This is a genomic window from Parazoarcus communis, from assembly GCF_003111665.1.
GTDB lineage: Bacteria > Pseudomonadota > Gammaproteobacteria > Burkholderiales > Rhodocyclaceae > Parazoarcus > Parazoarcus communis_B.
Window position 1 is genome coordinate 3,092,828 of sequence record NZ_CP022188.1, and the last position, 24,926, is coordinate 3,117,753.

Sequence of the window (24,926 nt, forward strand, 5' to 3'; positions counted from 1 at the left end):
TTTTTGGTAATTGATACTGTGAGCCATCAAAGAATCATTCAAGCACTTGAAGCCCAATTCGCCACTCAACGCGTTCTGTTCTGGGACGACCCCGAGGGGGAGTTTTCGACCTGGGTGGATACGCTCGAACTGGACGATGTTCGAATCCTTCGGCTGGATCGCACGCCAGCGCTGCAGATCAAGCTGGATGTCGAGCGAGCGCCGCGCGACCGCTGGCTGCTTTACAGTCCGGTTGCCGAACCCGAGCCCGGCAAGGACTGGCTGCTAGACCTGCGCTTGCGGGGCAAGGCGTTTCGGGCGGATTCCACGTCGATGCTGCTCGACGATCTGGGGCTGACCACCCAGGCGCTGCGGCCTTACCTGAAAACGCGGGCAAAGTTCCTGCGGGCGAAGGAGCGGGTGGAGCGACTGCGTCGGATCGTTGTTGCCAGTGACGATGCGGATGCCCTGGATCGCAAGATGCTGGCGGTGCTGGTGCGGGCCGAACAGTCGGACTTTCAGACCATCTTGCTGAAGGTATTGACCGGGATGGTGCAGGACGACACTGTCGACTTTGAGACTGCTCCACGTGCCTGGCAGGAGGTCGTGGCAAATGAATTGGATGCGGCGTTCTGGGCACTTGCCCGGCGTGAGCTGGGTTACAGGCTTGAGGGTGGCGAGGGCGAGCCGTCCTTGCGCGATTTGCTCTATTGCATTCTGGTAACGGACTTTTGCCGAACCTTGTCCGGTGCGGTGCCGGCGCCGCTGAAGCACTTTGTGCTTCCGGATCGGGCGTTGGCAGCAAATGCCTCTGTTTTTGCCGGACGCTGGCGCTCGGATATTGGCGCCTACCAGACCTACAACCGCGTGTCCGATGCGGTGGCAAGTGAGATCGGGTTGGGCGATGTGCTCGATTCGCTGACGGCAGAGCAGCTGACCGAGTCGATGACGTTCTCGCTGGTTGAACGACGGATTCTGAAGGATCTGAAGGATCGAGTGCTCTCGGGTGCGGGCAGTACGGACGAGGCGATGCAGGCCTTGATCGCAAGGCGCCGCGACGGTCATTGGGCGAATCGACTGCTGGCCCAGACCTCACCGGAGAGTAGTGCGCTGGTTGCGTGTTACGACGCGGTGGAGGCCGGCGCAGCCTTTCTTGATCTGAAGGCACAGTTCAAAGACGGGTTCAGCTTTGCCAGTGCCGAGGCAGGCTTGAGCGCGTACCAGCGGGAGCTGTTTCGCTTCGATCAGCTCTACCGTTACTTTCATTTTGCGGCTGATGCGGTGGAGCCGATGGGCTGGGCGGTGCTCCACGAGTTGCGCTCGCGAATCGAGGACATCTACACGGGATGGTTCTTGCCGCAACTGGGCGCGGCGTGGGACAAGGTGGTCGAGGGTGAGAGCGGCTTGCTGAGCAACTGGACAGTGGCCGGCATGCCCAACCAGCATCGCTTCTTTGACACTCAGGTTGCGCCCTTGATTGACGCGGGCACCAAGCGCGTTTTTGTGGTGATTTCGGATGCATTCCGGTTTGAGGCGGCTGAAGAGCTGGTGCTCGATCTGAATAGTCGCAGCCGTTTCAAAGCCTCGCTTTCAGCGCAACTGGGCGTGCTGCCGAGCTACACCGCGCTGGGCATGGCGGCTTTGCTGCCGCATCAGTCACTGGCATACAAGACGAACAGCAATCTGGACGTGCTTGCCGACGGGCTGCCGGTGTCGACCCTGGAGCAGCGCAGCGCACTGTTGGGGCGCTACGACGGGTTGGCAATCAAGTCCGACGAGTTGCTGGCTCTTGGCAAGGACAAGGGCAGGGCGCTGGTGCGCGACCGGCGGGTACTCTATGTTTATCACGACCATATCGACGCGCTGGGCGACAAGCAGACCACTGAAGGGCTGACCTTCAAGGCGGTGGACGAGGCGCTGGCGCAGATCTCGCAGATCGTGGGCTTCATCATCAATAGCCTGAACGGTTCGACCGTGCTGGTGACGGCTGATCATGGTTTCATCTATCAGGAAGCGCCCTTGGTGTCCGCCGACAAGTCGGCGCTGGACATCCAGCCTGAAGGCACGCTGAAGGCGAAAAAGCGCTATCTGCTGGGCCAGGGAATCGGCAAGCTGTCGAAAGCGTGGTGCGGTAATACGGCAGTGACCGCTGGAACCCTGCCCGAAGCGAGCCTGGATTTCTGGGTGCCGAAGGGGGCGAGCCGCTTCCACTTTGCGGGTGGCGCGCGCTTCGTTCATGGCAGTGCGATGCCGCAGGAGATTGTGGTGCCGGTGATCACCGTGCGCGAGAGCGAGTCCGATAAGGAGAAAACGCGCGCGGTGGAGTTCAGCTTGCTGGGGGCGTCGAACAAGGTGGTGACGAACACTCAACGTTTCGAGTTCATCCAGACCGAGGCGGTGTCGGAACGGGTGCTGCCGCGGACGGTGATCGTTGCTCTGCGTGATGGTGAGCGACCGATCAGCAACGAACAGACGCTGACTTTTGACAGCACTTCACAGCTGCTGGACGAGCGCAAGAAGTCCGTCTTTCTGACCGTGCTTGCCGGCAACTATGACAAGACGCGGGATTACTGGCTGACGGCACGAGACTCAAGCACAAAGGTAGAGGCTCTTCGCGTATCAGTCAGGGTTGATCTGGCGTTCTCCAACGACTTTTGATGCACAAAAAATCGCATCAATCGGTGCTATATTCTGTGTATCCAACAGATGTGAGGTGAGGCCATGCGTACAACCATTGCGCTTGATGACGCACTTGTCGAGCGCGCTCAGTTTTTCACTGGTCTGACCGAAAAGTCTGCGTTGGTGCGTGAAGCGCTGAAGGCGCTGATAGAGCGTGAGAGCGCACGGCGACTGGCGCTGTTGGGGGGCTCGGAACCTCAGCTGGAAGATGTATCGCGTCGTCAGGCGGAGCCAGCGGCGTGATTCTGGTCGACACGTCGGTGTGGATTGATCATCTGCGCAAGGGCGAGCCAGTACTGGTCGAGAACCTCAACGCGGGGACGGTGCTGGTGCACCCCTTCGTGATTGGTGAGGTGGGTCTGGGCAGCTTGCGACAGCGCGAGCTTGTGCTGGGCGCGTTGCGGGATCTACCACAGGCCGAAGTGGCGACGGACGAGGAGGTGAGTGCCTTTGTCGAGCGTGAGCATCTTTTTGGTCTTGGGATAGGCTGGGTGGATGCGCATTTGCTGGCTGCCGTGCGCCTGATGCCGGGTGTGCGTTTGTGGTCGCGGGACAAGCGGCTGGCTGCGGTGGCTGCGAGGCTTGGGGTGGCGACTGAATGGACAAATTGATGACCACTGAAGTAACCGACAATCGCAGTCTCGATACGCTGCTCAACACCCACTTCACCGGTAAGGTGGTCCGCAAGGATCTGACCAAGTTGATCAAGGAAGGGGCGAACGTTCCGGTGTACGTGCTCGAGTACCTGCTGGGCATGTATTGCGCATCGGACGACGAGGCCACGATCCAGAACGGTCTGGCGATGGTCAAGCGTGTGCTGGCCGAAAACTACGTGCGGCCGGACGAGGCGGAGAAGATCAAGTCGAGGATTCGCGAGTCGGGCACCTTCAAGGTGATCGACAAGGTGACGGTCAAGCTCAACGAGAAGCGCGATGTCTACGAGGCGCTGCTTTCAAACCTCGGGGTGAAGAATGCCGAGGTGTCGGACGCGTTTGTACGCCAGTTCGAGAAGCTGCTGGCTGGGGGCATCTGGTGCATCGTGACGCTCAACTACCACTTCGAGGAGAACCAGCGCGGATCTCCTTTTACGGTGACGGACCTGAAGCCGATCCAGATGCCCAATATGGATCTTGCCGGCTTGTTCGAGGGACGGAAGGCATTTACCGAGGATGAGTGGATCGATGCCTTGATCCGTTCGACCGGCATGGAGCCGACCTGCTTCAAGGCGAGAGTGAAGTGGCACCTGCTGGCACGGATGATTCCGCTGGTAGAGAACAACTACAATTTCTGCGAGCTCGGACCCCGTGGTACCGGCAAGAGCCACATCTACAAGGAGATCAGCCCGAACAGCATTCTGGTGTCGGGCGGTCAGACCACGGTTGCGAACCTGTTCTACAACATGAGTGCGCGCAAGGTCGGGCTTGTCGGTTTGTGGGATACGGTGGCCTTTGATGAGGTGGCGGGGATCAACTTCAAGGACCATGACGGTGTTCAGATCATGAAGGACTACATGGCTTCGGGCTCTTTCAGCCGGGGCAGGGAGTCGATCAACGCCAGTGCATCGATGGTCTTTGTGGGCAACATCAATCAGAGCGTCGAGTCTCTGGTGAAAACCTCGCATCTGCTCGCGCCCTTCCCTGAAGCGATGATCGATTCGGCCTTTTTCGACCGCTTTCATGCCTATGTACCGGGTTGGGAGATTCCGAAGATGCGCCCGGAGTTTTTCACCAATCAGTACGGCTTGATCGTCGATTATCTGGCCGAGTACCTGCGCGAGATGCGCAAGCGCAGCTTCGCCGATGCCATCGACAAGTGGTTCAAGCTGGGCAACAACCTCAACCAGCGCGACACGATTGCGGTGCGACGGACGGTGTCGGGTTTGCTGAAGCTGACCTGCCCACATGGTGAGTACGACAAGGAGTCGGTGAGGCGCTGCCTCGAATACGCACTGGAAACACGAAGGCGGGTGAAGGAGCAGCTGAAAAAGATCGGCGGCATGGAGTTCTATGACGTCCATTTCAGCTACATCGATCTTGAGGATGGGCAGGAGCGATTCATCACCGTACCAGAGCAATCGGGCGGCGCGCTGATTGCCGAAGGGCGCCTGCAGCCGGGCACGCTGCACACGATCAGCATGGGCGACTCTGAAATGCCCGGCACCTACCGGATCGAGATCCAGACCATCGCCGGTAGCGGTAAAGCGTCGCTGTCGGGCGCTGTGCCAAGGGATGCGGTCAGGGTTGCGTTTGACTACTTCAAGGCCAACGCCAGCCGGATCAGCGCTTCGATAAAACCGGGCGAGCACGACTTCCATCTGCATCTTGTGGAGCTGCAGAACACAGGCAGCCCCGTCGCGCTCACCTTGGCGAGTTTCATCGCCCTGTGTTCCGCAGCATTGGCAAAGCCCATTCAGACCCAGATGGTTGTTCTGGGTGACATGAGCCTTGGGGGAACGGTGGTGCAGGTCCGAAATCTTGCCGAAACCATGCAGGTCGCGTTCGACGCCGGGGCCAAACGAATCCTGCTGCCGATGTCGAGCGTCATCGACATCGCGACGGTGCCAGGGGAGCTGTTCGCGAAGTTTCAGACGAGCTTTTACTCAGACCCCGTGGATGCCGTGTTCAAGGCGCTTGGGGTGGAGTGAACCCGGGTCGCCGAGGTGGTGTGAGTCGGGCAGGGGGGGCGGCGTCTTTGGAGGCAGGCGTGAATACGGCATGAGGTCAAAAATCCCCTTGTCGTCAGCTATCGACGGTGACTAGCGCAACCATCGGCATCCACACACACGCTTCGCCCGCTCCCGCAATGGGGCGGAAGTCACGTGAGTAAACCGCAGACGAGAACACTCGTCTCAACTCTTCAGTTGTGAAGCTCCGTCGCACAAGGGTTGGAACCTTGGCTCGCGGAATTTTGAGACCCCGAGCGACATTCTGGGGAAGCATGCCCGCATCGTAGGCAACTTGCAGCAAGGTCGAAATGAAACCGACTCGCTTAGCAACGGTGGCTCGAGCAAGTCGGCGGTTTAGCAGATTGTCGCGGTAGCTGCTGATATCAAGCCGAGTCAGCGCGGCGATGGGCGTCTTGGTGACGGTACGGAAATCGCGAATAGCATTTCGCATCTCTCGCACAGTGCCCTCTTCGCGCTCGCGGTCGATTCGGAACCAAGCGTCGAAAAAGTCTGAATCAGTCTTGAGACTTTTGGATGTCGGCGCAGTTTGCGTCGAAGTGGCTTCGACCAATGAGGTCTCTGTGCAGTCGCGCGCTGGCGCCTTCGCGTCAAGATCTACGGTAATCGGTTTGAAGTCCGCGCTAACGCTGGCACGCGCAGCTTGAAAGTGCCAAACCACTCGCTCGCTAAACGCAGAGCAATCGCCTTGGCTACTGCCGGGTCTGTCGTTTGAAGATTTTCGCGCACGACCGAGCCGTACTGCGGTTGGAGCGCGAGAGGAACGCGAAGCTGGAAATAGTAAGACTGATGGTGAAACGTGAGGTAGTTCATGCAGCATCTCCTGAAAGTAAGATGCTGCTGGCGTCATAGATGTACGCCCGCTTGTAACACCATCGAAGAAACCGGTGTGGCCGGTTTCCCCAGACTCCAAGCCCCATATGGGGTTAGTGGTGTTACTGGCGGAGAGGGCGGGATTCGAACCCGCGTTGGGATATTATCCCAAACACGCTTTCCAGGCGTGCGACTTAAACCACTCATCCACCTCTCCGTGGAAGCCGCGCATTCTAGCGGGTTCGGTTGCTCAGGGGAAGGGTTCCTGGGATCTTTTTCTGCAGTAGGCGTCGGGGTCGCTACGGGTCCGTCCACTCCCTTTGTTGAGAATGAGAACTGCACTCAGTGAAATGGCAGCTAGAATGCAGGGTAACTCAATCCCCATTTCTCGGTATTTTGCTCTGCTTTGCCCGGGCATGCCTGTAAAACAAGGTCTTCGTGATGATTAAGCTGAATCTCCACGATGCGATTCTGGCCCTGACAAACTCACTTGATTACGTGGGTGTAGACGCGATGCAGCACGGCAAGCGTGTTGGCCATATGGCTTCTCTCGTCGCTCACACGCTGGGATGGTCAGAGGCGCGCTGCAGGCACGTGTTGCATGCCGGCATGCTTCATGACTACGGCGTGTCGCGCGTCAGGGAAGACCGCCGTCTCAATGATTCTCTGGAGTGGGACGGCGCCGAGGCGCATTGCGTGCGGGGCGCGGCTTACCTTGAGGCGTGTCCTGCGCTGTCCGGATTTTCGGACATCGTTCGATACCACCACAGCAACTGGAGCGAGCTGGCCGATGTGGAGGGGCTGGCGCCCGACACTGCGCTGGAGGCCAACCTGATCTGTCTGGTCGATCGCGCGGATGTGCTGCTTGCGCCTTATCTGAGCGGCGGCCACCTGCACAACAACATCATCTGGGAGAGCCACCAGATCGTGGAGCGTCTCAAGCCGCTGTCGGGGCATCAGTTTGCGCCTGTGCTGGTGGAGGCGTTTGCGCGCACGGCGGCGTCTGAGGCGTTCTGGTTGTCGATGGAGCCCGGATATCTCGACGAAGAGCTGTCGTCGCGGTGCAAACAGGCGCAGCCGGCCGTGGTCGCAGTGCAGGATCTGCGTGAGTTGGCGGGGCTGATGGCGCGGGTGATCGACGCCAAGAGCCATTACACCGATGATCATTCGCGCCGGGTTGCAGCGATCAGCCGCCACCTCGCAGCGGCCATGGGGCGTCGCGGTGACGATCTCGTGATGATCGAGATTGCTGGTTTGCTGCATGACGTCGGAAAGCTGCGCGTGCCTGAGGACATCATCGAGAAGCCCGGTGCGCTGACCCGTGACGAGCACGCCTACATTGCCCGTCACAGCTACGACACTTACCGCATCCTGATGCAGATTTTTCCGCAGACGCCTATTCCGCGGTGGGCCGGTGCACACCACGAAAATCTGCTTGGAGAGGGCTACCCGTTCAAGCGTGACGCCAGTCAGATTGAGCTCGAGTCCAGAATTCTGTCTGTCGCCGACATCTTTCAGGCATTGCTGCAGGATCGGCCGTATCGTCCGCGACTTACGCTGGACGAGGTGATTCTGTGCATGACCTCGATGGTGGTCGAGGGGCGGCTGGACGGCGAGGTACTGGCGGTGCTTATTCGCGAGCGGGAGGCCTGCCTGAGGCTGGCCTCGTCCGAGGCTCCGCTGCCTTCTTTCTGATCCGGGGCTAGTGCTTGCTTGCTTGCAGGTAGATGCTCGCTTCGTTTGCGACAGCGACGAGTTCGTCGTGCAGATCGTTGGGCAGGCTGGGGGGTACCGAGGTGGCCTGCTTGCAGGTGAGTTCGAGCGCGCTGGCAAGTTGCGCGCCGGTGTCTGCGTGAAGCTGCGCCAGCGTACCGCGGAGCGAGTGCGCGATCCGCTGCAGGCGATGCGTGTCAGCCGGGTCTGCCGCCGAGCGCAGTTCCTTGGCAACGTCGTTCTGCCAGGAGATGAAGTAGGTCAGGACGTTTTGCACCACTTCCGGGCTGTCCATCAAGTCCTCGAGCATGGCCTTGGGGCTGAAGTGTTTGAACTTGCTGGAACGATGGGGCATCGTGGGTTCGCTCGCTCAGGCTCGAAGGGCACGCGGGGTGTCGGCGCTGCCGACGGCCTGCGTCATCGTGGTGAGGTTGACGGGTTTGATCAGGATGTCGTCGAAGCCCGCATTCAGGAAACGATCGCGTTCGTGCGGCATGGCGTGCGCGGTGTAGGCGACGATATGCAGGTCCGACCAGTCTGGATTGCCCCGGATGCGCTCGCAGGCGCTGAGGCCGCTGACGCCAGGCATGGAAATGTCGAGCAGCATGGTGACCGGGCGAACCGTGGTGAGGCGCGCCAGCATCGGCTCTGCGCCGTCGAACTCCTCGGTCGACCACCCAAGGCGCTTGAGTAGCGCGCTCGCCAGTTTTCTGTTGATGGTGTTGTCGTCGACGATGAAGGCGAGGGCGCTCATGCTGTTTCCTGGTCAGTATTCAGGCTTGCGCGCGCTGGAAGGATTGTTCGAAAGCATGATCCTACGCCTTCTTCCGAGCTTGCCTCAATACGTCCGCCCATCAGCCTGACGACTTTCTTTGCCAGCGACAGGCCAAGGCCGGTTCCGGACTGTGTGCGAGTGAGGAAGTTTTCCGTTCGCTGGAAAGGCTCGAAGATACTTTCGAGGTCGCCAGGAGGGATGCCGATACCGCTGTCGCGGATGCTGAGGGTGATCCAGTCCGGCGTGTTTTCGAGGGTGAGCCATACATCGCCAGATGGCGTGAACTTGATGGCGTTCGACAGCAGGTTGTTCACCACCTGACGCAGCCTCAGCGGGTCGGCCTTGATCGAGCACTGCTGGGGCAGTTCGGCATGCAGGCTCAGGCCTTTGGCTGCCGCGCTCATCGCATGCAGCGAGATCACGCTGCGCAGGAGTTCGCAGAAGTCGATGTGTTCGGGCCGCATCTCAAGGCGCCCGGCCTCGATCGTCGCCAGGTCGAGCACGTCATTAAGGCGCTCGAGCAGTTGATGGCCGCTGTCGCGGATGAGTTCGGCGTGGCTGCGCTGCTCGTCGTCCCGCAGTTCGATGCTTAGAAGATCCGCAAATCCGATGATGCCGTTGAGTGGCGTGCGCAGCTCGTGCGACATGCCGGCGATGAATTCGGATTTCATCCTGTTTGCCTGCTCTGCAGTCTTGCGGGCTTCGTCGAGACGGGTGAATGAGGCCTGAACGGCATCGGCCATCTGGTTGAACGACTGTGCAAGCTGGGCCATCTCGTCGTGTCCTCGAACGTCCAGCCGATGTGCAAGATCCCCCTCGCGAAAGCGCCGGATTCCGGCCACCACGCGGGTGATGCGGCTCGACAGCAGGTTGGCCATCCAGATTGCGATCAGCACGACCGCCACGATCATCAGGGCGGTCGACAGCGACAGGCCAGCCGCCGTGCGCTGCAGACTGGTCCGGATCTCGCTCATCAGGCTGTCGCGCTGCAGCGCCATGATGCCGTCGGATTCGGCGGTCATCGCACCGATACGTTCGGCGGATGCGGTGGCGGCGCGGTGGAAGTCCTCGACATTGGCGCCGATGGTGATGAACCCAAAGCCGCGCGGCGAGTTGCCGAAACGCCCCGTGTAATAGGGGATGGCGGCTGCGGTCGTGAGCTTCTGCAAGCCGCTGAAAACGATGACGAAAGAGCCCGATCCGCCGTGCGCAGTGAGATCGTTCCAGCCCGAACACTGTGGCGAGAAGTTCAGATAGCGGCAGTCCAGCGCAACGAGCCCAGTGGCCGTGGATTCCGGGTGGGGTTCGCGGCTGATGCGCTGGTCGCGGTAGGGGGGAATGTCGGCTGCGAATGCTTCCCATGGCAGACCGCTCTGTTCCCACTGCGCGTAGAGCTCGGTGTCGAGCCATGGCGCGGGCCGCTCGCCGGTCAGGGCGTCGTGGCCGGCGATGAAGTAGTCACGTGGGTGCGAAATGCTGCGGCCCAGGTGGTCCCACATGAAGGCGTAGTTACCCGATGCCGGGTCGGCAATCGTTGATCTGCGCTCTGGGGTAGGGCGCAGCGAGTCGGTGAACGCCATCAGGTGCGCATGGTCGAGGGCGAGGGTGACATAGCCGATGATCTGTCCGTCCCGCTCCACCGGCGTCGCCCACCGGATCAGGCCGCGAAATCGTTTTCCGACCGGGTTCTCGAGGCCGGCATAGCCGGAGTGCTCCGGTGCGAATGCCTGCCCTTTCCGAGCAGCCACTTCAGGCGTGTAGGGGCCGATCCAGTCTGTTCGAACCTGCTCGCCGACAACGTCCGAGACATGGATCTCACCGGGCTTCAGTGCCTGCAGTTCACGCCAGTAGGTTTCGGCACGGAGAAAGGTGTGCTCGCGCCTGCTGACGTCGCGCAGTTCGGTCGTGAGCAGGTCGGTGGCGGTGTCTGCGACGGCCTTCAGTTGTTCCTTGCCGTCGAGGCCGATGAAAGTGATCTCCAGGAACAGGGGGCGTGTGCGCATGCGCCCGGTGATCTCGGGTTCACGATAGTGGAAGTTCGTGGCGTTGTCGGGGAGCGGCGCTCTGACTTGCGTGGGCGCGCGCGTGATCTGTTCGCTTGGCTCCCACGCGCGTCCGTCCGCCGTTGGCCGGTACGGTCCGTGTCCCTCGAATTCGCGCACATGGGTCGTGATGAAGCGGCGGTATTCGTCGGACTGTGTCGGCAGGCTGGCTGCGCGCAGGACATCCTTGTCGCGATCGTAGAGGAAGCGGGCGACAACGCGCGCGGTATTGGTTGTGAGCGTTTCGATTGCTTCGCGAGAGCGATCGTCCAGGGCTGCGATTGAATCGTCGATTGCGGTCCGGGCTGTGCGCTGCTGGGTGTCGCGCATCGCGTCTGCCATGCTCTCCGCACCGTCGGTGACCGACTGGCCAAGGTCACGTGCGGCGGTCCAGGCGAACCACGCAAGCAGCAGCAGCGGGATGACTTTGATCGCGACGAAGAGGCCGATCAGCTTGGCTCGAAGACTGAAACGCGCGAGCCACTCATTCATGCGCAAGGCTCGTGGCCGCGCGGACATGGGCGATTGGCTCGAATGCGTGCGTGAGTTCCAGGCGTGGAATCCCGGTCATCGGGATCAGACGAGCGGCTGGCTGATTCCGGGCCGAAGGTTGCGCTGCCGGCGAATGCGTGCAATTTGAGCCTGAACGTAGCCGTGCAGTTCGCGGAAGGGAACCGGCTTTCCGTACACGGTGACATCGTCTGGCAGTCCGCCTTCGGCTGCGATCTCTTCAGGTGACAGCACCGAAACGACCACAATGGGCAGGTCCTGGGTCGCCGGATTGTCGCGCAGGCGACGAATCATCTGGAACCCGTCCAGGCCGCTCATCCTCAGGTCGGCAATCAGCAGATCCGGCATGCAACGCCCGACTTCGAGCAGTGCGTCGAGCCCGTTGCCGAACATCTGAATCTGGAGTGGGAGGCCCCACTTTGCCATCGTTTCGCGGTAGACGGTCTGCAGCAGGAGGTCGTCTTCCAGCACCATGATGCTCAGGTTTTCGCCGTGGGGGCGGGCGGCCAGGGTTGGCGCTGCAGGCTGGGGCGTTGCATTTGAAAGCAGCGCATCGACCGAGTCCTGCCTGATGCGGCGGTGACCTCCGGCGGTCTTCCATGCGACCAGTTTGCCGTGCTCCACCATCTGTTGGACAGCCCCCAGCGACAGGCCGAGTTGACGCGCAGCCTGGGCCGTGCTGATGAACTCTGAAGGATTGTCGGCTGAAGCCATAGTCGTTAATTGCCAATAACTGGAGTCAACGTCAAAAATAGCAGTTATTTGTGCTTGGCGCCAAGAAAATATGACATTGTGCGTGAGTTTTTCGGCATGGCCGAGGCTGCATCCCGTGCTGTCATTAGCCTGCAAGTGATTGCCGCGATTCTGTTTTTTTTTCGAGTGTTCGCAGGGGTGCTTACTTCTGTAAGTCAATGGAGGCGGAATGGACGAGAACGCGCGTTTTGAGCCGATACTGGACCTGCCTGCTCTCGATGAGCTTCATCAATTGCTGGGGGCTGACCTCTGCGACATCGCCGCGCAGTTGCTCGCGCAATTGCCCGCTCAGTTCGATGATGTGTGCGCGGCGTCGGCAGCGGGCGATTTCGTTGCGTTGCGAAGCGCTGCGCACAGCATCAAGGGGAGCGTGGGCAACATGGGCGGTGTGGCCCTTTCAAGGGCTGCCGCAGCGCTTGAGAAGGCCGCGCTTCAGCACGACGCCGCGCTTGTGGCGCGGCTGATGGAGCAGATCCGCTCGCTGCTGCCGGAAACCCTTGTTGCATTCAAAGCCTTCGTTCGAGAACGCTGTGAGGATTGACCTCGCCCCCTCGCAGGCCGCTCAGGCTGGGCGCTGGAAAGTGCGTACGAGGTGTTCAAAGTCGGCGGGCGTCATCGGCTTTCCGATCAGGTAGCCCTGTATCTCGCTGACGCCGAGCGCTTCGATGAAGTCGCACTGGCGCAGGGTCTCGATGCCCTCTGCAATGGTGGACAGCCCGAGCGTCTGCGCAATGGCCGTGATGGCGCGCACGATGGCACGGTCGGCACGCGCGTCGGTGATCTGGGAGACGAAGGCGCGGTCGATCTTGATGGTGTCGAGCGGAAAGCGGAGCAGATACTCGAGCGAGGAGTAGCCGATGCCGAAATCGTCGATGGCAATCCTGAATCCGGTTTCACGCAGCCGACGCAACAGGTCGATCGAGTGCTCTGGGTCCTGCATCGCGAGGCTTTCGGTGATTTCGAGTTCGATGAGTTTGGGGCTGGCGCCCGCATGTTCGCAGGCACCGGTGATGACGTCGAACAGCGCCGGATCGAGAAATTGACGCGCCGACAGGTTGATGCCGACTCGAATCCCGAGCCCGGCCTCGTCCCACTGCTGCGCCTGGCGACAGCCTTCCTTGAGCACCCACTGACCCACGGCTGAAATCAGGCCGATCTCCTCGAGCACCGGAATGAATTCCACCGGCGACATCAGACCGCGCTCGGGGTGTTGCCAGCGCAGCAGTGCCTCTGCGCCCACGATCTTTCCGACACGCAGATCCATCTGCGGCTGATAGACGAGATGAAACTCATCCTTTTCGAGCGCACGGCGCAGTGCGCGCTCGATATCAAGTGCGGCAAGCGCGCTGTGCGAAGCCTGCTGGCTGGCCATTTCGACGGTTTTGCCCTGATGACGGGCCGCGCGCTGGGCCTCCTGTGCGAGGTTGATCAGCTGTTCGACATCGTGGCCGTGCACCGGGTAGAGGGCGATGCCGGCGGTCAGTGACAGAAAGGCCTCCTGCCCGTCCACATGCATCGGATACTCAAGCGTTTCGAGGATCTGCTCAAGCCGGTGGCGCACCTCGTCTTCGCTTGCGCCCCGCAGCAGCACCGCGAACTCGTCGCCCCCGACGCGTGCCACTTCGCCGCCCAGAAGTTCGACCTTTTTCAGGCGCTGGGCGACCTGAACCAGCAGGCGATTGCCCGCTGCCTCGCCAAGCGCATCGTTGTGGCGGTGGAAGCGTGCGAGATCGATCCACGACACCAGCAGCACGCCGTCGTGGCTGCCCCGGACTTCGTCGAGTTCGGCCTCGAGCTTGTGGCTGAACAGGCGCCGGTTCCCGAGTCCGGTGAGGTCGTCGTGCATCGCAAGATAGTCCACGAGAGCTTCGGCGCGGCGACTGTCGGTAATGTTCTGGAATGCACCGAACAGGCGGTTCGAATCACTGCCCTCGACGCCGCGTTCGCCGATCACGCGAATGATGCGTTCGGTCTTGTCGGCCTGCAGGCGGAACTCGATGTCGAGGCGGCCTTCGCCGCGGCGGATGGCATCGAAGGCATTGCGGCAGCGCTCGCGGTCCTCGGGGGCGATGATCCTGATCAGCGCATCGATGGTTTCGGGCGCGCATTCCTTCGTGCCGAGCAGTTCGGGCGCGCGTTCGGACCAGGCGAGCTCATCGTCGCGCGGATCCCATTCCCAGAAGCCCAGGCCCGCAATCCGGGTGGCCGAGGACTGACGCAGGCGGTTCTGTCTGACCTCGCGAGCCAGTCGGCCGCCACGCAGCGCATAGCGCAGGCGCTGGGTCAGCAGGGGCCAGCTGATGGGCTTGATGATGAAGTCTGTGGCACCGGCGTTGAACGCGGTGTCGATGGCATCGATATCTTCAGCTGCGGTAAGGATGATGACCGGCGTGCCCTCGTCACCGTCGAGCTCGCGAATGCGACGACAGGCTTCGTGTCCGTCCATGACCGGCATCATGACGTCGAGCAGCACCAGCGCCGGCCGGCTCTCGGCGAATGCAGCAACGCCCGCTGCGCCATCGGCGGCCTCGACGATGTCGTAACCCTGTTTGCTCAGCACGCTGCGCAGCAGACCGCGGGTCACCGGGTCGTCTTCAACGACCAGTAATCTTGTTTTAGTCGGTTCGTTCATGCAGCGTCTCCGGGCAGGCCTGCAGCGCCGGGCGTCGGACGAAAATCGAGTGGCAGGCCTCGTGTGATTCTTGCGCAAATGCCGTTTGTCGATGTGAGGTGATTTCACTTCGCCGTGCATTTTGTCCCGATGGCAACTTATTGACATCGCGCGGGCCGACACATTCGGGGTGATTTGACTCAGTTTGCCTGTCTGGTACAAATCGGCCTTGCCCGCGGGGCCGGTTTGTTGGAAATTAGGGGCTTACGCAATCTGTGCAGGACGCTCGATCATGTCTTCTTCACGCAACGTGCTGGGCGGTCCGCTTCTGGCCTGCAGTTACTCGCCGCTGACGGGCTTTTATCGCACGGGCTGCTGCGAAACCGGGCCCGACGATAGTGGCCTGCATCTCGTATGCACTCGTGTCACCGCGGACTTTCTCGCTTTTTCTTCTGCTGCCGGCAACGACTTGTCGACGCCACGGCCCGAGTATCGCTTCGCCGGCCTGAAGCCGGGAGATCGCTGGTGTCTTTGTGCTCTGCGCTGGCTCGAGGCGCTGGATGCGGGGGCTGCACCGCCTGTGGTGCTTGAGGCGACCAACGAGGCGGTGCTGGAGCTGGTTGACCTCGATACGCTCAAGGCGCATGCCTATGGGGCGCGTACCGGGTCCGGGGGGTGAATCAGCCCATTGCCTGAAGGATGGCTGCGCCGATTGCCGTCGACGACTGCGCGCCCGACAGTGCCAGCTTGCGGTCGATGATGAAGAAGGGAACCCCGCTGATGCCCTGTTTCTGTACCTGCTCGGCCATGCGCCGCACGGAGGTCAGGTTCTCGCCCGACTCGAGATAGGCGAGCGTTCTCTCGCGGTTCTCGCCGCAGGCGGCGGCGATGTCCGCCAGCACCTCGGCGTCACCGATGTTTTTTCCCAGGTTGAAGTGCGCCTCGAACACGCCGTCGGTCACCGCACGGATACGTTCCTGGCGGGCACCGCGTGCCTGCAGCCCGTAGGTCAGGCGGTGGGCAAGCATGGTGTTCGGGCGGATCGCGATGCGGTCGAAGGCGAATTGAACGCCGTCAGGCGCGCCGGCTTCGGCGACACGTGCATGCAGGGCATCGACTTCGGCAGCGCTGCCGAACTTGGCTTCGAGGAAGGCACGGTAAGGCTCGCCCGAGGGGGGCGTGTTCGGGTTCAGAAAGTAGGGCAGCCAGTTGATACGAAAATCAAGGGTCTGGTGCTCGGAGCGCAGGCTTTCAATGGCCTTGTAGAGGCGCACCTTGCCGATATAGCACCAGGGGCAGACGAAATCGGAAACCAGGTCGATGTTTAGCAGCATTTTCAAGGCCCGTGCGGGCTCGGGGTGGGTCAGACTCAACACGCTAGCACACGTCTGACGCACTGCGGTGGCGGTTTCGGTGGTGCGCTGACATGGCGCAACGTTTTTTCACAGTGCCGGGTGCTGACTCGGGGGAGGGTGATCGGTTATCATCGCGCTTTCCCGCAGCACAGTTCCCATGACTAAATACGTCTTCGTTACAGGCGGTGTCGTGTCCTCTTTGGGCAAAGGCATCGCAGCGGCTTCACTTGGTGCCATTCTCGAGTCCCGCGGCATCAAGGTTACCCACCTCAAGCTCGACCCCTACATCAACGTCGATCCGGGCACGATGAGCCCGTTTCAGCACGGTGAAGTCTTCGTGACCGAAGACGGTGCGGAGACCGACCTCGATCTCGGCCACTACGAGCGCTTTACCAGCGCCAAGATGGGGCGTCGCAACAACTTCACCACCGGGCAGATCTACGAGTCCGTGATCAAGAAGGAGCGTCGCGGTGAGTATCTGGGCAAGACCGTCCAGGTCATCCCGCACATTACCGACGAGATCAAGACCTATCTGAAGCGTGGCGCCGAGGGCGCAGACGTGGCGATCGTCGAAGTGGGCGGCACCGTGGGCGACATCGAGTCGCTGCCTTTCCTCGAGAGCATCCGCCAGATGGGCATCGAGGAAGGGCGCAATGCGGCCTGCTTCATCCACCTCACGCTGCTGCCCTACATCCCGACGGCGGGCGAGCTCAAGACCAAGCCGACGCAGCACTCGGTCAAGGAGCTGCGCGAGATCGGCATCCAGCCCGACATCCTGCTGTGCCGTGCCGACCGTCCGGTGCCGGCCGACGAACGCCGCAAGATCGCGCTGTTCTGTAACGTGATGCCGGAAGCCGTCATCGAGTGTCTCGACGCGGATTCGATCTACAAGATCCCGGGCATGCTGCACGAGCAGATGCTCGACGAGATCGTCTGCCACAAGCTCGGCATCCTGGCCCGTGCGGCCGATCTGCGCGTGTGGAACAACCTCATCCGCGCGCTCGAGAATCCGAAGCAGAGCGTCGACGTGGCCTTCGTTGGCAAGTACGTCGATCTCACGGAGTCGTACAAGTCGCTGATCGAGGCGCTGAACCACGCCGGCATGCACACCGAGTCCAAGGTGAACATCCACTACCTCGACTCCGAGGATATCGAGCGCGACGGTTGCGCTGTGCTCGAGAAGATGGACGCCATCCTGGTGCCCGGCGGCTTCGGCAAGCGCGGTACCGAGGGCAAGATTGCAGCCATTCGCTATGCTCGCGAGAACAAGGTGCCGTATCTGGGCATCTGTCTCGGCATGCAGCTGGCCGTGGTCGAGTTCGCACGTGACGTGGCCGGCATGGAAGGCGCACACTCAACCGAGTTCGAGCGCGATACCGCGTTCCCGGTGATCGGCCTGATCACCGAATGGAAGGATCGCACCGGCAAGCTCGAAAAGCGCAGTGCGGATTCAGACCTCGGCGGCACGATGCGCCTTGGCGGGCAGGTCTGCCAGCTCGGCGACGGTACCCTGGCACGCCAGATCTATGGCGCTGGCGAGATCATGGAGCGCCATCGTCACCGTTACGAAGTCAATAACACGCTGCTCGCCGGTCTCGAAGAGAAGGGCCTGATCGTTTCCGGTCGTGCGCCGGTCACCGATCTGTGCGAAATGGTCGAGCTGCCGGCGGACGTGCATCCGTGGTTCGTGGGCTGTCAGTTCCACCCCGAGTTCACCTCCAACCCGCGCAAGGGACACCCGCTGTTTACCGCCTACGTCAAGGCGGCGATCGAGCGCAAGCGTTCCAAGAACTGAAGGAGTACGGCATGCAGCTTTGCGGATTTGACGTCGGTATCGACAAGCCTTTCTTCCTGATCGCCGGGCCGTGCGTGATCGAATCGCGGGACATGGCGTTCGAGACCGCCGGGGCGCTGAAGGAGATCTGCGCTGAACTCGGCATCCCCTTCATCTACAAGTCTTCCTACGACAAGGCCAACCGCAGCTCGGGCACGTCTTATCGTGGCATGGGCATGGACAAGGGGCTGGAGATCCTGGCCGACGTCAAGAAGCAGCTCGGCGTGCCGGTGCTCACCGATGTGCATGCGATCGAAGAGGTCGCCGCCGTGGCGGCCGCTGTCGATGTGCTGCAGACGCCTGCCTTCCTGTGCCGCCAGACCGACTTCATCCATGCGGTTGCCGCCTCGGGTAAGCCGGTCAACATCAAGAAGGGGCAGTTTCTGGCGCCGGGCGACATGAAGAACGTCGTCGACAAGGCGCGCGAAGCCAATGGCGGCGCGGACACCATCATGGTGTGCGAGCGCGGTGTGTCTTTCGGCTACAACAATCTCGTCTCCGACATGCGTTCGCTGGCGATCATGCGCGAAACCGGTTGCCCGGTCGTCTTCGATGCTACTCACTCGGTGCAGTTGCCGGGCGGGCAGGGCTCGGTGTCGGGCGGTCAGCGCGAGTTCGTGCCGGTGCTGGCGCGGGCGGCGGTTGCGGTTGGCGTGGCCGGCCTGTTCATGGAAAGCCATCCCGATCCGGCAAAAGCCTTGTCCGATGGCCCCAATGCATGGCCGCTGCCCAAGATGAAAGCCCTGCTGGCCACGCTCAAGCAGATCGATGCGCTGGTCAAGGCCGGCCCCTTGCTCGAACAGACACTCTGAAGTCTGCAGACGCGATGCCGCGCTGCCGCAGTCGACATGACTTGTGGATGCAGTGTCTAATTCGCGCCGCATGTGTCTGGTCGGGATACGACAGATTCAAAATCCGTAACTGAAACAGGAACGAAAATGAGTGCAATCGTTGATGTGATCGCCCGCGAAATTCTGGACTCCCGTGGCAATCCCACCGTCGAAGCCGACGTGCTGCTCGAATCCGGCGTCATGGGCCGGGCTGCAGTGCCGTCCGGTGCGTCGACCGGCTCGCGTGAGGCCATCGAACTGCGTGACGGCGACAAGGCGCGCTACCTCGGCAAGGGCGTGCTGCGCGCGGTCGAGAACGTCAATACCGAGATCGCCGAAGCCATCATCGGCCTCGACGCCGAAGAGCAGGCCTTCATCGATCGCACCCTGATCGAGCTCGATGGTACCGAAAACAAGGGCCGCCTGGGCGCAAACGCCATGCTGGCAGTGTCGATGGCGGTGGCCAAGGCTGCGGCTGAAGAGGCCGGTCTGCCGCTGTACCGTTACTTCGGCGGTGCAAGCCCGATGGTGATGCCGGTGCCGATGATGAACGTCATCAACGGCGGCGAGCACGCCAACAACAGCCTGGACATCCAGGAATGCATGATCATGCCGGTGAGCATGACCAGCTTCCGCGAAGCCCTGCGCTGTGGCGCCGAGATCTTCCATCACCTGAAGAAGATCACCGACAAGAAGGGTTACCCGACGACCGTTGGCGACGAAGGTGGTTTTGCACCCAACGTGTCCGGCACCGAAGAAGCGCTCAACCTGATCCAGGAAGCCATCATCGCCGCCGGCTACGAGCCGGGTCGTGACGTGCTGCTCGCGCTCGACTGCGCTGCCTCGGAGTTCTACAAGGACGGTAAGTACGAGCTCAAGGGCGAAGGCCTGTCGCTGACCGCTGAAGGCTTTACCGACTACCTGGCAACGCTGTGCGACAAGTTCCCGATCGTGTCGATCGAGGACGCGATGGCCGAGGGTGACTGGGCTGGCTGGAAGCATCTGACCGAGCGTCTGGGCAAGAAAGTCCAGCTCGTGGGTGACGACCTGTTCGTGACCAACACCCGGATTCTTGCCGAAGGTATCGAGCAGGGCGTGGCCAACTCGATCCTGATCAAGATCAACCAGATCGGTACGCTGACCGAAACCTTTGCTGCCGTCGAGATGGCAAAGCTGGCGGGTTACACCGCAGTGATCTCGCACCGTTCGGGTGAAACCGACGACTCCACCATCGCCGATATCGCTGTCGGCCTGCGTGCGATGCAGATCAAGACCGGTTCGCTGTCGCGTTCGGACCGCATCTCCAAGTACAACCAGCTGCTGCGCATCGAGGAAGATCTCGGCGATACCGCCAGCTACCCGGGTACGCGCGCGTTCTACAATCTGCGCTGATCCGGCTGACGCGGCTGCGGCCGCGTTGATCCCGAGGAAAGGCCGACGGATAATCCGCCGGCCTTTTGTCTATTCTATGAATGTTTTTCTTGGCGCCTGATGTCGACATGCGTTGGCCTGTAATGATTCTTGCCGTATTGGTCGTCGTGCTCCAGTACCCGCTCTGGCTGGGCAAGGGTGGGTGGCTGCGTGTGTGGGACGTTGACCGGCAGCTGCAGGCGCAGCGCGACGAGAACTACCGCCTCGAGCAGCGCAATGCCAGTCTCGAGGAAGAGGTGCGCGACCTCAAGTCGGGCAATGACGCCATCGAAGAGCGCGCGCGCTACGAACTTGGCTTGACGCGCGAGGGTGAGATCTTTGTGCAGATCCCCCAGAAAGCAACGAACCGGCCGGAGCCGGTTCAGTAATTTTGCGCGGGCTTGCCGGCGCTACAGCAGTTCGGTGATCGATGCCCGCTGCTCAAGCTCCTGTTCGAACGCAATCATTTCGGTTCCGAGTGCGTCACGCGCCGAAACCATGCCAATGGGGCGGTCGCCCTTTACCACCGGGACGTGCCGGAAGCCCCCTTCAAACATCAGGTGCATGGCGTGCCCGAGTGGCTGTTCGGCATCGATGGTCTGCAGCGTGGTGGTCATCACATCGGCCAGCGTCGTTCGGGTCGGGTCCAGTCCGGTCGCCAGCACTCTGTTCAGTGCGTCGCGCTCGGTGAACAGCCCGGTCAGGCGTTCGCCCTCCACGACCATGATGGCGCCAACCCGTGCCTGCGCCATCTTCTTGCTGGCTTCGAACACGCTCAGCGTCCTGGCTGCGGTCACGACGGTCTGGCCCCGAATTACGTCTCCCACCTTTCTCATCGGCATTTTGGTGTCTCCTCCGTTATGGTTCCTGCAGCTTATTCACCTTAGGTTTCAGTGCAGCGACATTCAAGACGGGAAACCCCTGCTGCCGGTCAGCTGCTTTCGAGCAGGCTGCGCGCGCCGTCGATGCGCGGGGCAAAGTAGCGGTTGTCGAGCCGCTCGACCCGCACCACGCCACGACTCGACGGTGCATGGACGAACTTGCCGTCGCCGATATAGATGCCCATGTGCGAGTGGCGCTTCTTCTGCGTATTGAAGAACACCAGGTCACCGGGCCGTAATTCGGCCGGGTCGATGGGGCGGGTTCGGTCGGCAATGCTCGCGGCGTTGTGCGGGAGCTTGCGGCCACTGATCTGCTCAACGATGTAGCTCACCATGCCGCTGCAATCGAGGCCTGCGTCGGGATTGCGACCGCCAAAGCGGTAGCCGGTGTCGAGCAGCCCGAGCGCGTAGAGGACCAGCTCCTGAGTCTGCGCCGAGTTGTCGAGTGCGAAGTAATCGCGGTCGGGCGTTTGCGGTGCGGACTGCGGCAGGGATGAGACCGGCCCGGATGTCGGCGTGGTGCTGCAGCCGGCGAGCACCGAAAGCACAAGTGCCAGCGTGAACGAAAGCGTCCGCCCGACAGAGGGTGGGGCGGACGTGCAGGCTTCAAGTGCTGGCTGAGAGCCGCGTGCTGCGCTGATGTGAGCGGTATGGGGGCAATTCGGCATGCGTTGAAAGATAGGCGATCAGCGCAGACGCGTCCACCCCCTTGGGGGCTTCAGTCTAGTCCAGCAGTTCGATACTGCCGCTTACCGTGACGGATACCTCGCTTTCGCCGCCCTCGATCGGCGCCGGGGCGGCTTCGGCCATCATCGCAGCCCCGCGCATCTTGGCGAAAACAGGCGGTCGATATCCAGACTCCGACACATTAAGACGATGAATCCGGTAGCGCTTGCCCAGGGTGCTGGCGATCAGCGTGGCGCGCTGTTCAAAACTGCGCAAAGCGTCGACGGTGGCCTCGTCGGCCGCCTTTCGCCGCGTTTCCGGCGCCGGCTGCAGCGTGATCTGCGAGACCGCGAGCTCGCGCTGCAGATTGCCGACCAGTTCGGACAGGGCCGCACTGTTCCGGCTCTCGAGCCGGATCTCCGAGCGCATGCGCCAGGCTTCGATCTTGCCGCCGCCCTTGGCGTATACAGGCCAGGTCGAGGTGCCTGCCGACTGGGTCTTGATGTCAGCGTAGCGACGACTCGTCTCCAGCGCAGCAGCGATACTGCGATTGACCTGGCGTGCAACGACGGCCGCGTCGGGGCCGGACTGCTCGGCATAGAGCTGGGCGATGCCTAGGTCGTTGGTGGCCGCCTGGCTGGCTTCGGCCGATAGATCCACGGTACGCAGCGGCGGCGTGTCGTTGTTGGCAGCCGTGGCGGTCAGCGCGGTCACGGCGAGGAGGGCTGCAATCAGCGGGCGGGCAGTACGCATGAGGGCTCCAAGAGAAGGGGAGGAGCGCAATGTATACCGCATCGTCGCCCCGAAGCGGGTATGCAGGTGTAAATGACAACGGTAAATGCGCGTGGCTTCCTGTTCACCCATCTTGACCCGTGGCGAGGGGGTGGGCATGCTTGCGCGTCCTTCCTCTGTGCCCGCCCCCATGAATCGCGATCGTCTCGTCGGTGTCCTGCTTGTCGCGCTGTCGGCCACCGCGTTTGGCGCCATGGCGGTCTTCGCCCGCTATGCCTACGCAGACGGTGCCGGGCCGGTCGCGGTGCTGTTTCTGCGTTTTCTGCTGGCCGGCAGCGTCCTGGCTGTGAGCATGCTCATTACTCGCCGGCGCTGGCCACGGGGGCGCAATCTGCTCGTGCTGGCGGCGATGGGCGGGCTGTTCTATGTGGGGCAGTCGTTGAGCTTCTTTACCGCGCTCAATCACGCTGCAGCCGGTCTCGTGGCGCTGCTGCTCTATCTGTATCCGTTTCTTGTCACGGTGCTCGGGGCCGTGCTGCTGCGGCGGCGCCTGACCGTCGCACGCATGTGTGCAGTGCTGCTTGCACTGGTCGGGACCGCGTTGACGCTGGGCGGCCACTTGTCGGGCGAACCGCTTGGTATCGCGCTGGGCTTGCTGGCGGCGCTGATCTATTCCGTCTACTTCCTGATCGGAAGTCTGGTGCTCGACCGCGAAGATCCGATCGCTTCCGCAACGGTCGTCATGCTTGCCGCCGCAATCGTCTTCGGCGGCATTGCCGCGGCGTTCCCGACACCCTTTCCGGCGACGCTTTCAGGCTGGCTGGCGGTTGGCGCGATCGCCGTGGTATCGACCGTCGTTGCCATGGTCAGCCTCTTTGCCGGCATACGTCGCCTGGGCGCTGCGGACGCAGCGACCCTGTCCACGCTCGAACCGGTGGTTACCGTGCTGCTTGCAGCGGTGTTTCTGGCGGAGCCGTTACAGGCAAATCAGCTGCTTGGCGGCGCCGTCATTCTTTCAGCGGTGATCTGGCTGACGCGCGCCGAAGCATCTCCTGCAGCGGATGCGACGGCGCAAGCGCCTCAAGCTGCGGCAGAGGGCTCTAGCGGGCGCAGCTCGGCCTTGTAGAGTTGCGCGTTTTCTACATAGTGGCGGGCATTCGCGCGCAGGCCGGCGATATCGGCGTCGCTCAGCTCACGGATCACGCGGCCGGGCGAACCCACGACCAGTGATCGGTCCGGAATCACCTTGCCTTCCGGAATCAGCGCGTTGGCGCCGATGATGCAATCCTTGCCGACGACTGCGTTGTTCAGCACCACAGCGTTGATGCCGATCAGGCTGCCGTCGCCGATGCTGCAACCATGCAGCATCACCATGTGTCCAACCGTGACGTTGGCGCCAATTGTCAGCGGCACGCCGTCATCATTGTGAAGCACGGAGCCGTCCTGAATATTGGTGTTGTCGCCGATCACGATCGGGTCGTTGTCACCGCGGATGACCACGTTGTACCAGATGTTCACATTCTGCCCGGTCTCTACCGAACCGATTACCGTGGCGTTGTGTGCGATCCAGGTGCCTTCACCCAGGCGGGGCGTGCGATCGCCCAAGGCGTAAATGCTCATTCAGATTCTCACTATCCTGTTGCTGCGGCGGGCCGCTTAGGGGGCGTTGATCATAGCAACTGGAGGGGAGGCTGTGGGTATCTCAAGCAGGTGAATGCCGTGCCGCAATGGGGCATGAAAATAAATTCGTTCGGGCGCTTGCACTCCAGTAGCAGTAGATGCATAATTCGCGCCCTGCGTTGGACGGACAGCACGAAAGTCTTCCGGTGAAAACGAAAGTTTTCAAAAAAACGCAAAAGAAGTTGACAAATGTTAGAAATGCTCTAAAATGTCGCTTCTCTGCTGCAAGGCAGTGAGTAAAAAGCAGTACAAAGCGCCCGTAGCTCATCTGGATAGAGTACTTGGCTACGAACCAAGGGGTAGGAGGTTCGAATCCTTCCGGGCGCGCCACATATTCAAGCAAAAAGCCAATCCTTCGGGGTTGGCTTTTTGCTTTTCTGCGTCTGGATGGCACCGATTAGCCTTGCTGCTCACCTCGTCGCTCAAAGAGACGGGGTTCCCCGATAGCCTCAGTCACACGCCCACTAGTTCCGCTTCGTACGCTTTGACCGTGTAATCCTGCGCGTCGAGCATCGCGCCTGGGTACCCGGCCTGGGGAACTTGAATTTACTCGCGCCTGTGGTGGAGTCTAGTATTAACAACAGGCTTACTTGCGTGGCAGCTTGAGTCGTGGTGCCTTACAAACAATGAGAACGGCGCCGTACAGGGAGGGCATCCGATGGGTGGCGCCGCGTAACGCCGGTCGTGTCTTCACTCCTTTAATTGCCGCAATGGCTGTTACATGTACTGGCTGCCGTTCGTGATCGCGCCGCCCGAGTGGGTTTTCTCCGTGTGGGCTTGGCTGGGCGCATTCCGTTCGCTAATCACTGGCAGACGTGCGGTGGACAGGAAGGAGTTGATATGAAAACGATCGGCCTTTCAGGTTTTCCGTTCGACAGCCGGTTTCTCAGGGCGACCGCCCGCGCTGCTGGAGCAGTGGTGTCATTGGCAGCAATGAACGCCCATGCAGACTGCAGCACTGTGGCAGGAGAAATGATCTG

The 24,926-nt window shown here is 61.4% G+C and carries 24 protein-coding genes and 2 tRNA genes; 13 read left to right on the forward strand and 13 right to left on the reverse strand.

The features are described from left to right. Positions 1-18 precede the first annotated feature (18 nt). The 4 genes from pglZ to brxL all read left to right on the forward strand — a co-directional run bounded on the left by pglZ (position 19) and on the right by brxL (position 5,302). Positions 19-2,637, forward strand: a complete 2,619-nt coding sequence (gene pglZ / locus CEW87_RS14090) for a BREX-1 system phosphatase PglZ type A (RefSeq protein ID WP_108973937.1) — start codon at positions 19-21, stop codon at positions 2,635-2,637. Positions 2,638-2,700: 63 nt separating this feature from the next. Then, complete coding sequence (locus CEW87_RS14095) at positions 2,701-2,901, forward strand: type II toxin-antitoxin system VapB family antitoxin (RefSeq protein WP_108973939.1); 201 nt, start codon at positions 2,701-2,703, stop codon at positions 2,899-2,901. Then, the gene (locus tag CEW87_RS14100; RefSeq protein WP_108973941.1) at positions 2,898-3,269 is read left to right on the forward strand and encodes a type II toxin-antitoxin system VapC family toxin; all 372 of its coding nucleotides are present in this window, start codon (positions 2,898-2,900) and stop codon (positions 3,267-3,269) included. Before CEW87_RS14095 ends, CEW87_RS14100 begins: the two co-directional genes overlap by 4 nt. Then, positions 3,269-5,302 carry a protease Lon-related BREX system protein BrxL gene (brxL, locus tag CEW87_RS14105; RefSeq protein ID WP_108973943.1) on the forward strand — a complete coding sequence of 678 codons (2,034 nt, stop codon included), beginning with the start codon at positions 3,269-3,271 and terminating at the stop codon, positions 5,300-5,302. The genes CEW87_RS14100 and brxL overlap by 1 nt, the downstream gene beginning before the upstream one ends. A gap of 94 nt (positions 5,303-5,396) precedes the next feature. Here the strand turns inward: brxL and CEW87_RS14110 are convergent, their stop codons facing one another. The 3 genes from CEW87_RS14110 to CEW87_RS14115 all read right to left on the reverse strand — a co-directional run bounded on the left by CEW87_RS14110 (position 5,397) and on the right by CEW87_RS14115 (position 6,371). Then, entirely contained in the window at positions 5,397-5,894 is a 498-nt protein-coding gene (locus CEW87_RS14110) for a phage integrase SAM-like domain-containing protein (RefSeq protein ID WP_159098163.1), read from the reverse strand. 44 nt (positions 5,895-5,938) lie between these two features. Continuing rightward, positions 5,939-6,154, reverse strand: coding sequence for a DUF6538 domain-containing protein (locus tag CEW87_RS22435; protein WP_159098164.1), 216 nt, complete (start codon positions 6,152-6,154; stop codon positions 5,939-5,941). Between the two features lie 126 nt (positions 6,155-6,280). Continuing rightward, positions 6,281-6,371: transfer RNA gene (locus CEW87_RS14115), tRNA-Ser, on the reverse strand. A 224-nt stretch (positions 6,372-6,595) separates the two neighbouring features. Here CEW87_RS14115 and CEW87_RS14120 point away from each other — a divergent pair. After that, a complete protein-coding gene (locus tag CEW87_RS14120) occupies positions 6,596-7,849 on the forward strand; it encodes an HD-GYP domain-containing protein (protein WP_108973947.1) in 1,254 nt (417 codons plus the stop codon). 7 nt (positions 7,850-7,856) lie between these two features. On the opposite strand, the gene CEW87_RS14125 is transcribed toward CEW87_RS14120, so the two are convergent. The 4 genes from CEW87_RS14125 to CEW87_RS14140 all read right to left on the reverse strand — a co-directional run bounded on the left by CEW87_RS14125 (position 7,857) and on the right by CEW87_RS14140 (position 12,043). Then, on the reverse strand, positions 7,857-8,222 hold the full coding sequence (locus tag CEW87_RS14125) for an Hpt domain-containing protein (protein WP_108973949.1): 366 nt from the start codon (positions 8,220-8,222) through the stop codon (positions 7,857-7,859). A gap of 15 nt (positions 8,223-8,237) precedes the next feature. Further along, entirely contained in the window at positions 8,238-8,621 is a 384-nt protein-coding gene (locus CEW87_RS14130) for a response regulator (RefSeq protein ID WP_108973951.1), read from the reverse strand. Then, on the reverse strand, positions 8,618-11,176 hold the full coding sequence (locus CEW87_RS14135) for a sensor histidine kinase (protein ID WP_234421539.1): 2,559 nt from the start codon (positions 11,174-11,176) through the stop codon (positions 8,618-8,620). Before CEW87_RS14135 ends, CEW87_RS14130 begins: the two co-directional genes overlap by 4 nt. Before the next feature lie 84 nt (positions 11,177-11,260). Further along, positions 11,261-12,043 carry a response regulator gene (locus tag CEW87_RS14140; protein ID WP_332871680.1) on the reverse strand — a complete coding sequence of 261 codons (783 nt, stop codon included), beginning with the start codon at positions 12,041-12,043 and terminating at the stop codon, positions 11,261-11,263. 73 nt (positions 12,044-12,116) lie between these two features. Between CEW87_RS14140 and CEW87_RS14145 the strand changes: the two genes are divergently transcribed. Then, a complete protein-coding gene (locus CEW87_RS14145; protein WP_108973957.1) occupies positions 12,117-12,488 on the forward strand; it encodes an Hpt domain-containing protein in 372 nt (123 codons plus the stop codon). Between the two features lie 21 nt (positions 12,489-12,509). Here the strand turns inward: CEW87_RS14145 and CEW87_RS14150 are convergent, their stop codons facing one another. Continuing rightward, a complete protein-coding gene (locus CEW87_RS14150) occupies positions 12,510-14,579 on the reverse strand; it encodes a putative bifunctional diguanylate cyclase/phosphodiesterase (protein ID WP_159098165.1) in 2,070 nt (689 codons plus the stop codon). Between the two features lie 271 nt (positions 14,580-14,850). Here CEW87_RS14150 and CEW87_RS14155 point away from each other — a divergent pair, with 271 nt between their 5' ends. Beyond that, entirely contained in the window at positions 14,851-15,237 is a 387-nt protein-coding gene (locus CEW87_RS14155) for a DUF2237 family protein (RefSeq protein WP_108973961.1), read from the forward strand. Position 15,238: 1 nt separating this feature from the next. Here the strand turns inward: CEW87_RS14155 and CEW87_RS14160 are convergent, their stop codons facing one another. Beyond that, positions 15,239-15,934, reverse strand: coding sequence for a DsbA family oxidoreductase (locus CEW87_RS14160; RefSeq protein WP_332871681.1), 696 nt, complete (start codon positions 15,932-15,934; stop codon positions 15,239-15,241). A gap of 136 nt (positions 15,935-16,070) precedes the next feature. Here CEW87_RS14160 and CEW87_RS14165 point away from each other — a divergent pair, with 136 nt between their 5' ends. From CEW87_RS14165 to ftsB, 4 genes are all read left to right on the forward strand, one after another. Further along, positions 16,071-17,708 carry a CTP synthase gene (locus CEW87_RS14165; protein ID WP_108973965.1) on the forward strand — a complete coding sequence of 546 codons (1,638 nt, stop codon included), beginning with the start codon at positions 16,071-16,073 and terminating at the stop codon, positions 17,706-17,708. Between the two features lie 11 nt (positions 17,709-17,719). Next, positions 17,720-18,559 carry a 3-deoxy-8-phosphooctulonate synthase gene (gene kdsA / locus CEW87_RS14170; RefSeq protein WP_108973967.1) on the forward strand — a complete coding sequence of 280 codons (840 nt, stop codon included), beginning with the start codon at positions 17,720-17,722 and terminating at the stop codon, positions 18,557-18,559. Positions 18,560-18,685: 126 nt separating this feature from the next. Further along, positions 18,686-19,969, forward strand: coding sequence for a phosphopyruvate hydratase (gene eno / locus CEW87_RS14175; protein ID WP_108973969.1), 1,284 nt, complete (start codon positions 18,686-18,688; stop codon positions 19,967-19,969). Between the two features lie 107 nt (positions 19,970-20,076). Beyond that, positions 20,077-20,376 (forward strand): cell division protein FtsB, encoded by a 300-nt coding sequence (gene ftsB, locus CEW87_RS14180; protein ID WP_108951120.1) that lies wholly within the window; start codon positions 20,077-20,079, stop codon positions 20,374-20,376. Between the two features lie 21 nt (positions 20,377-20,397). Here the strand turns inward: ftsB and CEW87_RS14185 are convergent, their stop codons facing one another. The 3 genes from CEW87_RS14185 to CEW87_RS14195 all read right to left on the reverse strand — a co-directional run bounded on the left by CEW87_RS14185 (position 20,398) and on the right by CEW87_RS14195 (position 22,287). Next, positions 20,398-20,829, reverse strand: coding sequence for a cyclic nucleotide-binding/CBS domain-containing protein (locus CEW87_RS14185; protein ID WP_108973971.1), 432 nt, complete (start codon positions 20,827-20,829; stop codon positions 20,398-20,400). An 89-nt stretch (positions 20,830-20,918) separates the two neighbouring features. Continuing rightward, positions 20,919-21,536, reverse strand: a complete 618-nt coding sequence (locus CEW87_RS14190) for a C40 family peptidase (RefSeq protein WP_108973973.1) — start codon at positions 21,534-21,536, stop codon at positions 20,919-20,921. Positions 21,537-21,591: 55 nt separating this feature from the next. Further along, entirely contained in the window at positions 21,592-22,287 is a 696-nt protein-coding gene (locus CEW87_RS14195) for an SIMPL domain-containing protein (protein WP_108973975.1), read from the reverse strand. Between the two features lie 169 nt (positions 22,288-22,456). Between CEW87_RS14195 and CEW87_RS14200 the strand changes: the two genes are divergently transcribed. Beyond that, complete coding sequence (locus tag CEW87_RS14200) at positions 22,457-23,392, forward strand: DMT family transporter (protein ID WP_108973977.1); 936 nt, start codon at positions 22,457-22,459, stop codon at positions 23,390-23,392. On the opposite strand, the gene CEW87_RS14205 is transcribed toward CEW87_RS14200, so the two are convergent. Beyond that, on the reverse strand, positions 23,347-23,886 hold the full coding sequence (locus CEW87_RS14205; RefSeq protein ID WP_108973979.1) for a gamma carbonic anhydrase family protein: 540 nt from the start codon (positions 23,884-23,886) through the stop codon (positions 23,347-23,349). The two genes, CEW87_RS14200 and CEW87_RS14205, sit on opposite strands and share 46 nt — an antisense overlap. A gap of 313 nt (positions 23,887-24,199) precedes the next feature. Here CEW87_RS14205 and CEW87_RS14210 point away from each other — a divergent pair. Further along, positions 24,200-24,276 (forward strand) — tRNA-Arg (locus CEW87_RS14210). Positions 24,277-24,926: the final 650 nt, after the last annotated feature.

Bases quoted from the DNA above. Each gene is read 5' to 3' on its own strand.
- CEW87_RS14095 (WP_108973939.1), top strand. From the start codon at position 2,701: ATGCGTACAACCATTGCGCTTGATGACGCACTTGTCGAGCGCGCTCAG.
- brxL (WP_108973943.1), top strand. From the start codon at position 3,269: ATGACCACTGAAGTAACCGACAATCGCAGTCTCGATACGCTGCTCAAC.
- CEW87_RS22435 (WP_159098164.1), bottom strand. From the start codon at position 6,154: ATGAACTACCTCACGTTTCACCATCAGTCTTACTATTTCCAGCTTCGC.
- CEW87_RS14120 (WP_108973947.1), top strand. From the start codon at position 6,596: ATGATTAAGCTGAATCTCCACGATGCGATTCTGGCCCTGACAAACTCA.
- CEW87_RS14125 (WP_108973949.1), bottom strand. From the start codon at position 8,222: ATGCCCCATCGTTCCAGCAAGTTCAAACACTTCAGCCCCAAGGCCATG.
- CEW87_RS14130 (WP_108973951.1), bottom strand. From the start codon at position 8,621: ATGAGCGCCCTCGCCTTCATCGTCGACGACAACACCATCAACAGAAAA.
- CEW87_RS14135 (WP_234421539.1), bottom strand. From the start codon at position 11,176: ATGAATGAGTGGCTCGCGCGTTTCAGTCTTCGAGCCAAGCTGATCGGC.
- CEW87_RS14145 (WP_108973957.1), top strand. From the start codon at position 12,117: ATGGACGAGAACGCGCGTTTTGAGCCGATACTGGACCTGCCTGCTCTC.
- CEW87_RS14150 (WP_159098165.1), bottom strand. From the start codon at position 14,579: ATGAACGAACCGACTAAAACAAGATTACTGGTCGTTGAAGACGACCCG.
- CEW87_RS14155 (WP_108973961.1), top strand. From the start codon at position 14,851: ATGTCTTCTTCACGCAACGTGCTGGGCGGTCCGCTTCTGGCCTGCAGT.
- CEW87_RS14165 (WP_108973965.1), top strand. From the start codon at position 16,071: ATGACTAAATACGTCTTCGTTACAGGCGGTGTCGTGTCCTCTTTGGGC.
- kdsA (WP_108973967.1), top strand. From the start codon at position 17,720: ATGCAGCTTTGCGGATTTGACGTCGGTATCGACAAGCCTTTCTTCCTG.
- eno (WP_108973969.1), top strand. From the start codon at position 18,686: ATGAGTGCAATCGTTGATGTGATCGCCCGCGAAATTCTGGACTCCCGT.
- ftsB (WP_108951120.1), top strand. From the start codon at position 20,077: ATGCGTTGGCCTGTAATGATTCTTGCCGTATTGGTCGTCGTGCTCCAG.
- CEW87_RS14185 (WP_108973971.1), bottom strand. From the start codon at position 20,829: ATGCCGATGAGAAAGGTGGGAGACGTAATTCGGGGCCAGACCGTCGTG.
- CEW87_RS14190 (WP_108973973.1), bottom strand. From the start codon at position 21,536: ATGCCGAATTGCCCCCATACCGCTCACATCAGCGCAGCACGCGGCTCT.
- CEW87_RS14195 (WP_108973975.1), bottom strand. From the start codon at position 22,287: ATGCGTACTGCCCGCCCGCTGATTGCAGCCCTCCTCGCCGTGACCGCG.
- CEW87_RS14200 (WP_108973977.1), top strand. From the start codon at position 22,457: ATGAATCGCGATCGTCTCGTCGGTGTCCTGCTTGTCGCGCTGTCGGCC.
- CEW87_RS14205 (WP_108973979.1), bottom strand. From the start codon at position 23,886: ATGAGCATTTACGCCTTGGGCGATCGCACGCCCCGCCTGGGTGAAGGC.